General features: G+C 53.2%; 12 protein-coding genes and 1 pseudogene. 11 read left to right on the top strand and 2 right to left on the bottom strand.

The genetic code is table 11. The annotated features are described in order from the left end of the window. The first annotated feature begins 195 nt into the window (after positions 1 to 195). Entirely contained in the window at positions 196 to 759 is a 564-nt protein-coding gene (locus H9X86_RS02305) for a DUF3793 family protein (RefSeq protein WP_204899966.1), read from the top strand. Between the two features lie 26 nt (positions 760 to 785). Beyond that, positions 786 to 1217: a flavodoxin gene (locus tag H9X86_RS02300; protein ID WP_204899965.1), complete on the top strand. Its 432-nt coding sequence runs from the start codon at positions 786 to 788 to the stop codon at positions 1215 to 1217. A gap of 47 nt (positions 1218 to 1264) precedes the next feature. On the opposite strand, the pseudogene H9X86_RS02295 reads toward H9X86_RS02300, so the two are convergent. Further along, positions 1265 to 1750: pseudogene (locus tag H9X86_RS02295) on the bottom strand (sigma-70 family RNA polymerase sigma factor); the annotation flags it as partial. 220 nt (positions 1751 to 1970) lie between these two features. On the opposite strand from H9X86_RS02295, the gene H9X86_RS02290 reads away from it, so the two are divergent. The 7 genes from H9X86_RS02290 (at position 1971) to H9X86_RS02260 (ending at position 6851) form a co-directional block, all read left to right on the top strand. Beyond that, the gene (locus tag H9X86_RS02290; protein WP_204899964.1) at positions 1971 to 2396 is read left to right on the top strand and encodes a replication initiator protein A; all 426 of its coding nucleotides are present in this window, start codon (positions 1971 to 1973) and stop codon (positions 2394 to 2396) included. A 289-nt stretch (positions 2397 to 2685) separates the two neighbouring features. Next, positions 2686 to 3495 carry a ParA family protein gene (locus H9X86_RS02285; RefSeq protein ID WP_204899963.1) on the top strand — a complete coding sequence of 270 codons (810 nt, stop codon included), beginning with the start codon at positions 2686 to 2688 and terminating at the stop codon, positions 3493 to 3495. After that, positions 3452 to 4390: a ParB/RepB/Spo0J family partition protein gene (locus tag H9X86_RS02280; RefSeq protein ID WP_204899962.1), complete on the top strand. Its 939-nt coding sequence runs from the start codon at positions 3452 to 3454 to the stop codon at positions 4388 to 4390. Before H9X86_RS02285 ends, H9X86_RS02280 begins: the two co-directional genes overlap by 44 nt. 1 nt (position 4391) lies before the next feature. Then, positions 4392 to 4718, top strand: a complete 327-nt coding sequence (locus tag H9X86_RS02275) for a helix-turn-helix domain-containing protein (RefSeq protein WP_204899961.1) — start codon at positions 4392 to 4394, stop codon at positions 4716 to 4718. A gap of 60 nt (positions 4719 to 4778) precedes the next feature. Then, positions 4779 to 5597: a hypothetical protein gene (locus tag H9X86_RS02270; RefSeq protein ID WP_204899960.1), complete on the top strand. Its 819-nt coding sequence runs from the start codon at positions 4779 to 4781 to the stop codon at positions 5595 to 5597. A 1-nt stretch (position 5598) separates the two neighbouring features. After that, a complete protein-coding gene (locus tag H9X86_RS02265) occupies positions 5599 to 6198 on the top strand; it encodes a hypothetical protein (RefSeq protein ID WP_204899959.1) in 600 nt (199 codons plus the stop codon). Further along, on the top strand, positions 6195 to 6851 hold the full coding sequence (locus H9X86_RS02260) for a YodL domain-containing protein (protein ID WP_204899958.1): 657 nt from the start codon (positions 6195 to 6197) through the stop codon (positions 6849 to 6851). Before H9X86_RS02265 ends, H9X86_RS02260 begins: the two co-directional genes overlap by 4 nt. 246 nt (positions 6852 to 7097) lie before the next feature. On the opposite strand, the gene H9X86_RS02255 is transcribed toward H9X86_RS02260, so the two are convergent. Beyond that, positions 7098 to 7511 carry a hypothetical protein gene (locus tag H9X86_RS02255; protein WP_204899957.1) on the bottom strand — a complete coding sequence of 138 codons (414 nt, stop codon included), beginning with the start codon at positions 7509 to 7511 and terminating at the stop codon, positions 7098 to 7100. Between the two features lie 193 nt (positions 7512 to 7704). Here H9X86_RS02255 and H9X86_RS02250 point away from each other — a divergent pair, with 193 nt between their 5' ends. Further along, a complete protein-coding gene (locus tag H9X86_RS02250; protein ID WP_204899956.1) occupies positions 7705 to 8064 on the top strand; it encodes a TnpV protein in 360 nt (119 codons plus the stop codon). A 47-nt stretch (positions 8065 to 8111) separates the two neighbouring features. Next, the gene (locus H9X86_RS02245; RefSeq protein WP_243416790.1) at positions 8112 to 15803 is read left to right on the top strand and encodes a helicase-like domain-containing protein; all 7692 of its coding nucleotides are present in this window, start codon (positions 8112 to 8114) and stop codon (positions 15801 to 15803) included. The last annotated feature ends 6 nt before the right edge of the window (positions 15804 to 15809 follow it).

Below are 15809 nucleotides of genomic sequence, written 5' to 3'. Positions count from 1 at the left end.
AGACCCCCAGCGGGTAGCGTCCTGCCAGGCTGACAAGGCACATCTGGGGAGGTTGGGAAAGAGAACGTGTGCAGGACCTGTTGCAAAATTGCGATTTTGCAACAGGTCCTTTTTTTACATTTGCCCCTTGACAAGATGGTTAGCATGTGCTAACTTATGAATAGTTAGCAAAGCCTAACTAGAAGGAGGCACACCATGCAACATACCTTAGATCAGCTTTTTGCCACCCACTGTGCTCCTGCGCTCACGGGGGTGGCCCCTGCAAATCTCATCTCCCTGCGGCGCAGAGATTTTCCACACCTGGAGGAGGAATTGCGGAAGTATCAGCGGGCCTTTGCCCGCCGAGGGGTTCGGTTTGAGACCCTGTGTTCCTGTCCCAACCACGAGCTGATTTTGGTCTATCGGCCTGAGCTGATGGTACAGGCCCTGGCCCGGGCAGGGGTGGAGGAGATTTTAGCTCCCTGCGGCTACGATGAGACCTGGCCTGTGGAGAAGATGGTGGCCCATTTGGGCCGACGGGTGCGGGAGAGCGGTTCCTTTCCCCATGAAATTGGTGTGTTTCTGGGCTATCCCGTAGAAGACGTGGTGGGCTTTATTGAACACAAGGGGCAGAACTTCAAGCTGTGCGGGCCGTGGAAGGTGTACGGCGATGTGGAAGCGGCCAAACGGTGTTTTGCCCGGATTCAACGGGTGAGTCAGAAAGTGCGGGAACGCATTGACGAAGGCAACACCTTATTCCAGGTGTTTGCTGTGGCATAAATACAATGTATTAGGAGGTACGGAACATGAGCAAAGTTGCTGTGATTTATTGGAGCCAGACGGGCAACACCCAGCAGATGGCTCAGGCCATTGCAGAAGGTGTTACCGCAGCGGGGATGGAATGTGATTTGCTGGAGGTCTCTGCTGTCACTCCCCAGCAGGCTTTGGAGTATGAGAAACTGGCCCTGGGCTGTCCCGCCATGGGAGCTGAGGTGCTGGAGGAGTCTGAGTTTGAGCCGTTCTTCTCTCAACTGGAGGGACAACTGGGCGGCCGCAAGGTGGCCCTGTTTGGCTCCTATGGATGGGGGGATGGCCAGTGGATGCGGGACTGGGTGGAGCGCACCCAGAGCAGCGGGGCCAACCTGATGAATGAGGAGGGCCTGATGGTCAACGAAACCCCTGACGCAGACGCTTTGGAGGCGTGCAAGAAGCTGGGCGCAGAACTGGCAGCATACTAAAATGATACGCACATACCCCCTCGGCTTTGCCGAGGGGGTATGTGCGTTTAAGACTTGCTCTCATAGGCCACACGCAGCTTTTCCAGGGCCTTTTTCTCGATGCGGGAGACGTAAGAGCGGCTGATGCCGCACAGGGTGGCGATCTCCCGCTGGGTGAGGGGGGCCTGTTGGTTGAGCCCGTAGCGCAGCTTGATGATGTGGGCTTCCCGGGGACTGAGGCAGGTGTCCACACAGGAGCGCACCCGCTGGCAGGAGTCCCGGAGGTCCAAGTCGTCCAGCATGGTGTCGTCCACACATACCACGTCCATCAGGGACAGGGAGTTGCCCTCGGGGTCCCCGTCCAGGCTCTCGGACAGGGACAGCTCTCCCTGGGTCTTTCGCTGGGAGCGGAAGTACATGAGGATCTCATTTTCAATGCAGCGGCTGGCATAGGTGGCCAGACGCACATTTTTATCCCCCTTAAAGGTGGACACCCCTTTGATGAGGCCGATGGTGCCGATGGAGATGAGGTCATCCTGATCCCCCGACTGGGTGTAGTATTTCTTTAACGGCTAAAGCAAACGACCAATTTGAGGAAAGTGGCGCACCCAAGCTGTTGTCAGGCTCCGTGCGGGTGGACGGGTATAACCGGCATTTGGACATCCTCTATGATGCCAAAATCCTGGTATCCAGATAATTTTAAGGAAGAATAAGGCCCGGAAGTCATTTAGGAGAAGGACTTCCGGGCTTTATCTGTCCCAAGGAGGTGATAGTTTGGCTGCGGAGCTTTCCTATTATTACGGTTATGAAGCGGAGCAGTTCTCGTTTTACCGCATCCCCAAGCTGCTTTTTACAGACAGCCGGTTCGCCGGTATATCCACCGATGCAAAGTTGCTCTACGGCATATTGCTTGACCGCATGAGCCTGTCCATGAAGAACGGATGGCACGACGATCAAGGCCGTGTTTACATTGTTTTCACTTTGGAAGATGTGGCTGCTACACTCGGTTACAAAACCGAGAAGGCAATCAAGTTATTCAATGAGCTGGACACCAAGAAAGGAGTTGGTTTAATCGAACGTGTTCGTCAAGGCCAGGGACGAGCCTCCCTGATTTACGTTAAAAACTTTGCCGGAGAAAACCAGACTTCGGAAAATCGGAAATCAAGACCTCGGAAAAACAGAGGTCAAGACCTCGGATAATCGAAGGTCAAGACTTCCGAAAAACAGAAATCAAGACCTCGGAAAAACAGAGGTCAAGACTTCCGAAAATCGAAGGTCAAGAACTCGGAAAAACAGAAGTCAAGACTTCGGAAAATCGGATTTCTAAAACTCGGCAAATCCGAAGTCTTGACCTCCGAAAATCGGAGACTAATAAGACTGATTGTAGTGATACTGACTGGAGTAAGAAAAGATTACTTACCGAGAAAAGAATAAGAGCGGCCCCCCCTCTTTTGAGGGACAGGCCCGAAAACGAAACGGAGGTGCCACTATGCACACTATCGCACTGGCAAATCAGAAAGGCGGTGTCGGGAAAACCACCACGGCGGCAAGTCTCGCCATTGGTCTTTCTCGGCAAGGTAAAAAAGTTCTCCTTGTTGACGCAGATGCCCAGGGAAACCTCACGCAGCTGCTTGGCTGGGAGCAGCCTGATGAGCTGAATCCCACCTTGGCGACCATCATGACGAAAATCATTACCGACCAGCCCTTTGCGCCCCAGGACGGGATTCTGCACCATGCGGACGGCGTGGATCTGATGCCTGCCAACATCGAACTATCTGCCACTGAGGTGACGCTGGTCAACACCATGAGCCGTGAAACGGTTTTACGGCAATATCTCAGCACCGTCCAGAAAGACTATGACTACGCCATTGTGGACTGTATGCCATCCCTGGGGATGCTGACCATCAACGCACTGACCGCAGCCAACAGCGTGATTATCCCGGTACAAGCCCACTACCTTCCCGCAAAAGGCTTGGAGCAGCTTCTCAAAACAGTGATGCGGGTAAAGCGGCAGTTGAATCCCGGCCTGGAAATAGGGGGAATCCTGATGACAATGGTTGATAGCCGAACCACCCTTTCCCGTGGCGTCATTGACCAAATCCGGGTAGCCTATGGAGGCCGGGTATTCCGCAGCGAAATTCCCCGTTCCATCCGTGCCGCCGAAATCAGCCTGGAGCATAAAAACATCTTTGAGCATGACAAGGACGGACGGGTTGCGGGTGCCTATGAATCTTTTACGCAGGAGGTGTTGAAACTTGGCAGGCAACGTCAAAAACATGGGCCTGACCTCTCTCGATGATCTGTTCAAGACCGAGGAGGAGCGGCAGCAGGACAGCCATGAGCGTATCCTGAACATCCCCATTGATGAAATCCACCCCTATGCCAGACAGCCCTACTCCATTGAACGTCCCACCCCCGATCTGGTGCGGCTGATGGATAGCATTGAACAGGTGGGCATCGCGGAGCCTTTGATTGTTCGACCCCGCAATGAGGGCGGTTATGAGATTATCTCCGGCCATCGCCGTGACTACTGTGCCAGAACCGTGGGTTTGGAAAGTTTGCCGGTTATCGTCCGGGAATACACCGATGATGAAGCTGACATTCTGGTGGTGGACTACAACATCACCCGTGAGGACTTGCTGCCCAGTGAGAAAGCCAGGGCATACAGCTTGAAACTGGAAGCCATGAAACGGCAGGCTGGACGGCCACAAAAAAATTGTACCCAAGTTGGGGACAATTTTCGTGGAAGAAGATCGGTGCATATTTTAGGCGAGCAAGTTGGTGAAAGTGCAACTCAAATACAGCGATTTGTGAATCTCACCAAGTTAATTTCTCCCCTTCTGGAGCAGGTGGACAAGGGAGTTTTGAAGGTCACACCGGCAGCAGATTATATCTCCCATCTGAGTGAGAAAGAGCAAGCGGCCCTTTTGGTTATCATGGAGCGAGATGAGGTATCCCCCAGTTTGGGACAGGCCAAGCGGTTCAAGGAACTCAGCGAGGAGGGGAAGCTGGATACCAACGTCATGGAAGTGTTACTCCGTGAGGACAAAACACTGGCTCGTAAAGTGACGCTGAAAAATGACCGGCTGCAAAAGTATTTTCCCCCGAATTATACGCCGAAGCAGATGGAAGAAGTGATTATCAAGCTGCTGGATCAGTGGCAGCGGAAAAAGCTGCGGGAACAGGAGCGATGATATGCACCAGAATGACAAATTGCCTATGGATGAACACCACCTCCAAAACAAAACCCTTTCCTTGAAGGCAAAGGGGCTGTTCTCTCTGATGCTGGATAAAATGAAAGAAGTACCGGACTGGAATTTTACCATCCGCAATCTGGCTGAACTGAATAAGGACGGCATTGAAGCGGTGGGCAATGCCGTCCGTGAACTGGAGCAGGCCGGATATGTGGAGCGACATCGGACATACAGCCCGGAGGGACATATCAGTGGTGTACGATATATCCTGCACAGGATACCATTAACGGAAAATCCGATGCAGGATAACCACAAAACGGAAAAGTAAATCATAATCACATTGGACGGCTTTCAGAGCCGTTTTTTTGTTACTCAGAAGGAGGCCATAATGAGAAATAAGTTACCGGAACTCTGTTGTTCCGTACTTCCCAGCACCGGAGAGCTGATTATTATTAAGCGTGGTGAGCGTGGCTACTACCGCAGTGAGTGGAATACCGACAGCCGGGAGGAAAACCAGAAGATTGCCGACTTTACCAACAGCCGCCTGGGAGTGACCCCGGCAGAGTTGGAGGCCATGATCTGCGGCTCCATGAACGGCTGGCACGCTCCCGGCGCACATCCCCAATTCTATCTCGATATTGCTTCCAGAGAAAAAAGCACCGAGATTACGGGCCACCTCAAACACCCCATCTTGTCCTCGTACTATCCCGTAAAAGGGTATCTGCATACCTACCGCATCATGGGCAAAGAGGTCTACTACATTGATTTTGCTTCCATGCCCAAAAGCATGATGGAGGAACGTCTGGGATATGTCTATTCCCCTGATTTGGTAAATGGGAAGCCCATGATGCCTGTTACCTATCACCAGGGCCAGAACGGAAGCTACACCCTGAACCTTATGAGCGGCTCATTTCAGAATATGTCGTTGAAACATGAGGGATACGCTATCATGGCTGCTGCAATGGTAGGCAACCGTGAGTTTTCGATTGGATTTGATCCGAAAGCCCCAGCCAAATACTCCGTCGGGGAGCGGATGCCGAATCGCACCTCCGGCCCTGCCCATGCGTTCCACAACGGCAGCTATCATGCACAGTATGCAGAAGCCATGAAGGACTGCGAAACCCGCATTGCCACCGCCTATGCAAAGCGTTGTCGCCAGCCGCACAAAAATCGGAAGGCCAAAAATGACACGGAAAGGGAGCGATAAGATGAGCGCACCGGAAAAAGCAGGAGACTATGAAATCATCCAATCTGTCCGCCTGGGTGGGCGTGTGATGCTTCTGGGATATAACCCCCAGGACAAAGAAGCCACCTATATGACCTGCTATCAGCACTTCAACTTACTGGGCGAAAAGACATATCCCCTGGCTGTTGCAAGCGAAAACTACCTTGAGATCATGCAAGAGTTTTTGAAGCGGGTACAGGAACAGCAGCAGGAAGCTGTTGCCTTCCGTGCAAAGCGCAACGTCCCCATTGAAATACTTGGAGAAGAACATTGCCGTCAGCGTGGCGAGGAGGAATCGCTGGAGGGAAAGCTGGTTATCATAGCCCCTTCCAGTCTGGCCGCAGAGTATCGCACCGCAGACTGTCAGCTGGGCTTTGCCGTCGGCGGCTTTGGCTGCACAGCTGGTGCCAGAGGACGTGCCGTATATTTTCAGGAACTCTATTCCGGTGAGCGGTGCCGATGGGACGCAACGGATATTCTGGGAATTGCAGACCTGGACAAGCTGCCCGACTGGGCCAGAGACAAGCTCAAAGAACGTGAGCGAACCCAACCGAAAAAGGAAAAAGGAGGACAGGAACGATGAGCCAGGAGCCGGTCAATATTGCAGGCGTATGTGCGTTCCCAAACCCCAATGGTGTGCGGGATATGCGTTTTGTGGACTGCTATTACAACACCCTGTTTTACCTGCCCAACCACAGCAACATCATTATTACGAAACCTGACGGCGCCCAGATGAAACAGCAGTGTTCCTATATCGACGATTACCACACCTACATCGGACAGTGCGGCTTTCATATCATGGAGTTTGCAGAAATCGCATGGCGTAACGGTTACTCCTATTTGCCGGAGCATCCGCAGGAAAGGGATTGCTGCGATACCTACGCACTCTATCAACTAAAGGACATCATTCGCTCGGACTACTTCTGTTCCAGCTATGAGAGCGCAAAGGGACGAATCAGACCTTCTGATTATCGGTGCGTGTATCGTGGCAATCTCGGCCCGGGTGTACCGCTGGAGGATCTTCGCAAAAAGCACAGCACCGATCACCGGCCCAGAAGTGGGAATCTCCGTGCCATTTGTGACAGTGACATCCTCCTGGTGAACCAAGGCGGCAAGCAAACGGCCTATTATGTGGAGAGCGAGAAGTTCCAGGAACTTCCCCCTGACCTCACAGAAAAACTTGCTCGTCAGAATGAGCCGGGAAAAACCAAACGGAAACAGGAACCGGAACGATAAGGAGGTAACATGGCAAGCAAGTTGCAAATGGTCACAGAGTTCAGCTACCATAAGACCCTGGAACTGTCCTCTGTGCGTGGAAATTGGCAGCGGTACTTAAAAACTGCCGCCAGGATTTATAAGTACCCCTTCCGGGATCAGCTTCTGATTCACGCCCAGCGTCCCGACGTCACCGCCTGCGCCACCATTGAGTTTTGGAACAAAAAGATGGATCGGTGGGTGAACAAAGGCACCAGCGGCATTGCATTATTGGACGACTCCGGCTTTAAGACACGGCTCAAGTATGTCTTTGACGTGTCGGACACCCACCCTGGGCGATACCGCCCGCAGGAGCCGCAGCTTTGGCAGATGCAGCCTGCTTATGAGGCGTCTGTGCTGGAATCTATCAGTAACACGTTCGAGGTTGAGCGTGAAGCTGGGGCTTCCTTTGTGGAACAGATTTGTGCCATGAGCCAGGTCATTGCGGAGGACAATTTGCCTGATTATCTGGAAGAACTTCGCAACACCAGGGAGGACAGTTTTCTGGAAGATCTGGATGACCTGAATCTCTCCGTCCGGCTGAAAACCCTGCTGGCAAACAGCATTGCCTATACCGTTTTGACCCGCTGTGGCTATGATGCTGACCGCTACTTTGACGAGACGGACTTTGAGTTTATCCACGATTTTTCCACCTACGAAACCGTGTCTGTTCTGGGAAACGCCTCCAACTCTATCTCTAAAATGGTGCTGCTGGAAATCGGGCGCACCATCAACCAGCAGGAGCGCACTTCAAAATTTGCCAAACAGCAAAACTCTGTGTATGATAGAGCCACAAAGGAACAACCCAGAGCGGAACGAAAGGAGAATGAACTCTATGACCAGAGAACTGACCTACACTCAGATCGGGGATTACCTGTATCCCGACCTGTACCTGCCGGAAACCGAGGAGGATACCCCGATGGGCAAGTACGGGATGCTGCACAAGACGTACCTGAAGGAGAACAAGCCGATGCTGTACGACCGGCTGCTGCTGGTGGGCAAGCTGGACGGGCATCTGATGGACATCGACCGGCGAGCCAGCGAGATGGTGGAGCAGCTGACCAAGGAGTTGGCACAGCGGAACGGAGTGACCGAGGAGCTGAAGGCCACCGATCAGATGGCGTGGGTACAGGCCATGAACAACTTCAAGGCATCGGCGGAGGAAGTGGTACTCCGGCAGCTGATTTACAGCTAAACCAACCTGAACAAGTTTATATCCCATCCACAGAAGCGGAGAATGTATTGCCTACATCCTCCGCTTTTTTTGTTGGGCAACAGGCCGTTGACCAGTTCCTGCGCTATGGCGGTAACACAAACCAACTGCGTATGCGGGTAGCACTCCTCTATCAGAAAGATTTGCCACCGGAAGAAATCGCAGACCATTTGCAGGTGTTATATCACGGCGGCAACGGCATTACCACCGAAGAAGGTCGGATGAGCGCCTGGTTTGGAGAGGACGGTATCCATCTTGCTCATGGAGAGCGAGCCAGATATGAGGCCACTGCCCAGGTCATTCCCTGGGAGCGTGCAGTAGAGCGCATTGGTGAGCTGCTGGAGGCCGGACAGTTTGCCAGTAACGTAGAATTGCTGGAAACAGAAAGCTATGAACGGCATTTGCTTTCTGAAAGTCTGATATACCTCTATCGAGACATTGACCATTCAGCAGGCCGTCCCGATCCACTTCCCAGTCTGAATCGAGATCATCAAACACCTGGCTTCACAGAGCGTCAGGAGAATTTGTCTGACCTGCTGGGAAATCCTGAGTTTCGCAAAACTCTGATAGCAGAATACGAGGGCTTTCTGAACGCATATCGTGAAGATCGCTCTACCATGCGGTATCCCCAGCGTATGGATCGGCTGCATGAAATTCTGGAACGCCTGGAGGATTTGGACTTACCTCGCAAAACTTTCACCACCACGATGGCAGAACTCCCAGCTATCATGCCCTTTATCACGGAGGACGAGATTGACGAGGCTCTTTCCGGTGGAAGCCACTTTGAGGGTGGGACAAAACGAATCTTTAGCTTCTTCCAGGAGCCGCACGACACCACGGAAAAAGCGGCATTCCTGCGAAAAGAATATGGCACAGGCGGTCATTCTCATGCGCTTTCCAGAGCCGGTCACAGTAGTGAAGATCACGACAGCAAGGGGGTTCGCTATACCAAACAGGATTGTCCTGTGGTGAACCTGTCCTGGGATAAGGTAGCCAAACGCATTGAAGATTTAGTGCGGAAGGATCGCTACCTTCCTCCGCAAGCCATGGCAGCGTATGAAGCTGAACTTGCTAACCAGACCGTGCCGGAGGGCCAGGAGCCTACCCCCATGCAGTACAACGCTGTCAAAGAGCGATACCCTGACCATGTGGTGCTGTTTCAGGTAGGCGACTTCTATGAAATTTATGGAGAGGATGCCAAGGCCGTTGCGCCGGAGCTGGGGCTGACCCTGACCACCCGCCCTGTCCCTGGGGTTGGCCGGGTGGAGATGTGCGGCCTTCCTGCCCACCGGCTGGAACACTACACAAATCGCCTGCGCCGCAGCCATGACATTCTGATCTCCGCTATTCCCAATGGGGATACTGAGCGTCGTGAAATGGCCATGCAGAAATTCGATGGCCCCCGGCCCTACCACATCCCTTTGGGCAGCACGGTATATATTGGCACAAAGTCCTATGAAATGCAGGCCATCGGGGACGATATTGTAACACTCTATGACCCTGAATTTCCGCTGTTTACCCAGGAGTTTCCCCGTGCCGACTTTGATCGGAAGCTGGAGGAAAATCCGCTCAATGAACATTATTTCCTTCCCCCTGAGCAAGACCAAGCCGCAAAAGAAACTGTCACAGCACAGCCGAACAAACCCGTTTCTCCAACACTTCTTCGCTATACCATCCGTCTACTCCCAAATGAGGGAGGCATCGCCGGTATTTGGGACGCAGCCCTTAACCGTTTCTACATGGAGGATGGTCAGATTCTCCGCTTTGCAGAGCAGGACAATGCCATTGCCCATCTTGCAGGCATCCAGAAATCTCCCAATATCGAGCAGGCAGGCCCGTTCTTCTCAACTCCTCTGGGGAATGTCTATCGTGTCGGTGACAGGGTTTCCGAGGTTGACCCGGATGATCCGTCCCCGTATGTCATGGACATTACGCAAGTTACCGAAGATCAAGTCTGGTTTACCATCATCAATGTGCCGGAGAATCCACCTACGGTTGTTGACCGCACCTCTTTTGAGCGTTATCTGGACACCGGCCATTACTCCCTGGTGGAAGATACAGAAATTATCCGTAATCCTGGGCGCAGAACTTCCCGTTATGAGGTGGTTGTTTACCACCCCTTTGAGAATGGCTTTGATGAAAAGCTGGACTATCCGACGCTGGAAGAAGCGGCAATCGTCGCCCAAAAATATCTGGATGGCTCCATGGAGCCGGATGGCTTTGCCTACGACGGAGCCGCAGTCTATGATCTGCAATCGAAAATGTATCTGCGGGTCTACGGCAATTTCCCTGATAAAACGGCACAGGAACACATTAACGCATGGAAAGAAGGGATGAACCTTCAGGTGGAGCTGGAGGCAGAGGAAACACAGCGGGTACTGGAAAAGCAAGCCGTAATAAATGGCCTTTCCGAGCAGGAGCAAACCACTGTCCGGGCCATGGAAACCGCCGGTTTTATTTTTGAGCCTGGGATGGCCAACCCTGGCATGAGAGAGAATCTCGTTTTCACCGCTGGTAAGAACGGCTATCCGTTGACCTTTGAAACCTGGGAGCAGGCGTATGAGCGGATCGACAACGCTCAGTTAAAGGACACCCCCGGCCTGCGGGAGCAAGTTCAGGCTATTCTTCATCCGACACCCGGCGAAGTAATTCCGAGCGATGCCGAATACGCCCAGGCCAACCTGATTCCCGGTAAAACCGAGTTTGAGCAGAATGGCCGCAGATACCAAGTACACAATGTGGACATCACCACGGGAAAGGTAGAACTGACCGACCTGACCTTCGTACAGTCAACAGGTTTCCCCATCGTGAGAGTGGAAAACATCGGTACGATCCGGGCCTATCTGGAATCCCTCTTACTGAAAGAACCACCCATACAGCCGAAGCGTTCTTCCACGACTACGCTTTCCAATGTCCTTCACCCGGAGCAGACCGACCGGCACGACCACCGTATCACAGATGATGCTCTTGGCGTCGGTACGCCCAGTGAGCGGTATCAGAACAACATTGCCGCCATCCGGCTGCTGAAACAACTGGAGAGCGAGGACAGACTGGCTACACCGGAGGAACAGGAGATTCTTTCCCGGTATGTGGGCTGGGGCGGTTTGGCAGACTGCTTTGAGGAAACCAACCGCAACTACCTGGAGCTGAAAAACTTGCTGACTCAGGAGGAATACGAGGCAGCGAGAGAATCTACCCTGACCGCCTTTTACACGCCCCCGGTGGTCATCCGTTCCATGTATCAGGCGCTGGAGCAGATGGGCTTTGAAACCGGCAACATTCTGGAGCCGTCCTGCGGCACCGGCAACTTCCTGGGCATGATCCCGGAGCGTATGTCCACCTCTAAACGCTATGGCATCGAGCTGGACGAGATCAGTGGACGGATTGCCCAACAGCTGTACCAGACCGCCTCCATCACCATCAATGGATACGAAAAGACCGACTTACCCGACAGCTTCTTCGACGTAGCCATCGGCAATATCCCCTTTGGCAATTTCAAGGTAGCTGACCGGCGTTACGACAAGCACAACTTCCTGATTCACGATTACTTTTTCAGCAAGACGCTGGATAAGGTGCGCCCTGGCGGTATTGTGGCCTTTGTCACCAGCAAAGGCACTCTGGACAAGGAAAACCCGGCTGTGCGAAAGTACATCGCCCAGCGAGCCGATCTACTGGGTGCCATCCGTCTGCCCAACAACACATTCAAGGGTGCTGCCGGCACGGAGGTCACGTCCGATATTCTGTTCCTGCAAAAGCGGGATGCTCTCATAGATATTGAGCCGGACTGGGTACATCTTGGCGTCAATGAAAACGGCCTGAAGATGAACCAGTATTTCATCGACCACCCGGAAATGATTCTGGGCGAGATGCAGGAGATCAGCGGCCCCTATGGGCCGGAAACAGCCTGTATCCCCTTCGATGACCAGGAACTCTCCGACCTGCTGACTTCCGCCATCGGCAATATTGGCGGCTCCATTCAGGAGTATGAGCGTGAAGAAGGCGACGAACTGGAGGAAGATCGTTCTATCCTGGCTGACCCCACCGTGCGAAACTTCTCTTATACCATCGTGGACGGAGAGGTGTACTACCGTGAAAACAGCCGTATGAACCCAGTGGAGGTATCCACCACCGCACTGGGCCGCATCAAGGGGCTGATTGGCCTGCGGGATTGTGTGCGGCAGCTCATTGAGTACCAGACCGAGGATTACCCGGAACATTTCATTACCGCCGAACAGCAAAAGCTGAACAATCTGTATGACAGCTTTGTGAAAAAGTATGGCCGTATTTCCCAGAGGGCCAATAACTCGGCATTCCATGATGACAACTCCTATTTCCTGCTGACCTCCTTGGAGGTCACAGACAGCGATGGCAACTTTGTCCGCAAAGCGGATATGTTCACCAAGCGCACCATCAAGCAGAAACTCAACATTACCCGTGTGGATACCGCATCGGAGGCCCTGGCCCTCTCTCTGGCCGAAAAAGCCGGGATCGACATTCCCTACATGACCGACCTGACCGGGAAAGACGAGGCTACCCTGGTAGAAGAACTGCGTGGGGTAATCTTTCAGCTCCCCGATATGGCAGACCACGAGGGCCACCCCATCTATGTGACGGCGGACGAATACCTTTCCGGCAATGTACGGAAGAAACTGCGGCAGGCAGAGCAGGCCGCAAATGCCGATCCGCAATTCCGTTCCAACGTGGAGGCCCTGAAAGCCGTGCAGCCGGTGGATTTGACCGCCAGTGAGATTTCCGTGCGGCTAGGCGCTACCTGGCTCCCCCCGGAAGATGTGGCACGGTTCATGTTTGAGCTGTTCGACACCCCAGGCTATGCCCGTTATAACATCAAGGTACATTACTCCAAACTGACCGGCACCTGGAACATTGAGGGCAAGAGCTACGACCGTTCCAGCGTCAAGGCCAACAACACCTACGGCACCAGCCGCATCAACGGCTACAAGATCATCGAAGAAACGCTCAATCTGAAAGATGTACGGATTTTCGACTATGTGGAGGATGCCGAGGGCCGCAAGACAGCAGTTCTCAATAAAAAGGAAACTGCTATTGCCCAGTCCAAGCAGCAGCTCATCAAACAAGCCTTTGCAGATTGGATTTGGAAAGACCCGGAGCGCCGAGAGCGGTTGTGCAAACTCTATAACGAAACCTTCAACTCGGTTCGTCCCCGTGAGTACGACGGCAGTCACCTGAATTTTGTGGGCATTAACCCTGAAATTAAACTGCGCCCCCATCAAGTGAACGCCATTGCCCACATTTTATACGGTGGAAATACGCTGCTGGCACACGTTGTGGGGGCAGGGAAAACCTTTGAAATTGTCGCCGCTGCCCAGGAGAGCAAGCGGCTGGGGCTATGCAGCAAATCCCTGATTGCCGTTCCCAACCACCTGACCGAGCAGTGGGCCACCGAGTACCTCCAGCTTTATCCCTCTGCCAACATCTTGGTAGCCACAAAAAAGGACTTTGAACCCAAAAACCGCAAGCGATTCTGTGGCCGCATTGCCACCGGCGATTACGATGCTATCATCATCGGCCACTCCCAACTGGAGAAAATTCCTATGTCCTTGGAACGGCAGCGAGCCATTCTGGAGGAGCAGCTTCAGGAGGTCATGGACGGCATCAGCGACTTGAAGCAGAGCCGTGGGGACAACTTCTCCATCAAGCAGATGGAGCGCACCAAAAAGGGGCTGAAGGCCAAGCTGGATAAACTCAACGACCAGAGCCGCAAAGATGATGTGGTGACGTTCGAGGAATTGGGCGTGGATCGGCTCTTTGTAGACGAGGCACATAATTATAAAAATTTGGCCGCTTATACAAAAATGCGGAATGTGGGCGGCATCAGCCAGACCGAAGCCCAGAAAAGTTCTGACCTCTATATGAAGTGCCGTTATCTGGACGAGCTGACCGGAGGCCGTGGCGTAGTCTTTGCCACCGGCACCCCCATTTCAAACTCCATGGTGGAGATGTATACCATGCAGAAGTACCTCCAGCACGACACCCTGCAAGGGAACGATCTGCTGCACTTTGACGCCTGGGCCTCCACCTTCGGTGAAACGGTGACAGCCATTGAGCTGGCCCCGGAGGGAACCGGCTACCGGGCCAAGACCCGGTTTGCCAAGTTCTACAATCTCCCGGAGCTGATGAGTATGTTCAAGGAAGTGGCGGATATTCAGACTGCGGATATGCTCAATCTCCCCGTACCCAAGGCCAACTACCACCATGTAGTGCTGAAACCCTCCGAACATCAAAAGGAGATGGTGGCAGACCTCAGTGAGCGAGCCGAGCGTGTCCGCAATAAAATGGTGGACAGCAGCCAGGACAATATGCTCCTCATCACCAACGATGGCCGTAAGCTGGCGCTGGATCAGCGGATGGTCAACCCGCTGCTGCCGGACAGCGACACCAGCAAGGTCAGCGCCTGTGCCGACAATATCTTTGCCATCTGGCAGCGCACCACCGAGCAGAAATCTACCCAGTTGGCCTTCTGTGACCTGTCTACTCCCAAAAACGACGGCACGTTCAATGTGTACGATGATCTGCGGGACAAGCTGATTGCCAGAGGTATCCCCGCCGAGCAAATCGCCTATATCCATAACGCCAACACCGAGCAGCAGAAAAAGGAGCTGTTCGGCAAGGTTTGTGCCGGAGAAGTGCGGGTTTTGCTGGGAAGTACCGCAAAAATGGGCGCAGGAACCAATGTTCAAAAGAAATTGATTGCCTTGCACCATCTCGACTGCCCCTGGCGACCGGCTGACCTTCAGCAGCGGGAAGGCCGCATTATCCGGCAAGGCAACGAAAACAAGGAGGTTGAGATTTATACCTATGTAACGGAAAACACCTTTGACAGTTACCTCTACCAGCTTGTGGAGAGCAAGCAGAAATTCATCGGGCAGATCATGACCAGTAAAAGCCCGGTGCGCTCCGCCGAGGACATTGATGAAACGGCCCTCAGTTATGCCGAGATTAAGGCCCTGTGTACCGGCAATCCCTACATCAAGGAAAAGATGGACTTGGACATTGATGTAGGGCGGCTGAAACTGCTGAAAGCCAACCACCTCAGCCAGAAGTACAATCTGGAAGATCTAATTCTCAAAGGGTTTCCACAAAAGATTGCCGGGTTGGAACAGCGGATCACCGGCTATAAAAAGGATATGGAACACCTGGCCGAAGAAACAAAGCCAAATGGCGACGGCTTTTCGCCAATGGTGGTCTATGACCATGCGTATACAGAAAAGAAGGATGCAGGCACAGCGATTCTGGAAGCGTGTAAGGCTATGACCAGCCCGGAGGCCGTTGTTATCGGCTCCTACCGTGGCTTCTCCCTGGAGTTGTCCTTCGATACCTTTCGGCGGGAATACCAGATGGTATTGTGCCATGAGCTGCGTCACACGGTCACTTTGGGAACAGATGCCTACGGTAATATCCAGCGCATAGACAATGTCCTGGACGGCCTTGAGAGCCATCTGAAGGATTGTATCGCCACACTGGACAATACCAGGGTGCAGCTTGAGAATGCCAAGGTGGAAGTGGAAAAACCCTTTGCTCAGGAGGAGGAGCTGGCTACCAAGTCTGCCCGTTTGGAGGAGCTGAACGCCCTGCTGAATATGGATCAAAAGGATAATGAGCTGGCCGAGCCGTCGGCAGAGGAAGTAGAAGAAGAAAATAACCGGCGAACCCCGACACGCAATCGAGGGATGGATCGGTAATGCCGA

It is taken from the genome of Pseudoflavonifractor capillosus (assembly GCF_016902575.1).
Lineage (GTDB): Bacteria > Bacillota > Clostridia > Oscillospirales > Oscillospiraceae > Enterenecus > Enterenecus capillosus_A.
This window is presented reverse-complemented; position numbering and strand designations above follow the sequence as displayed.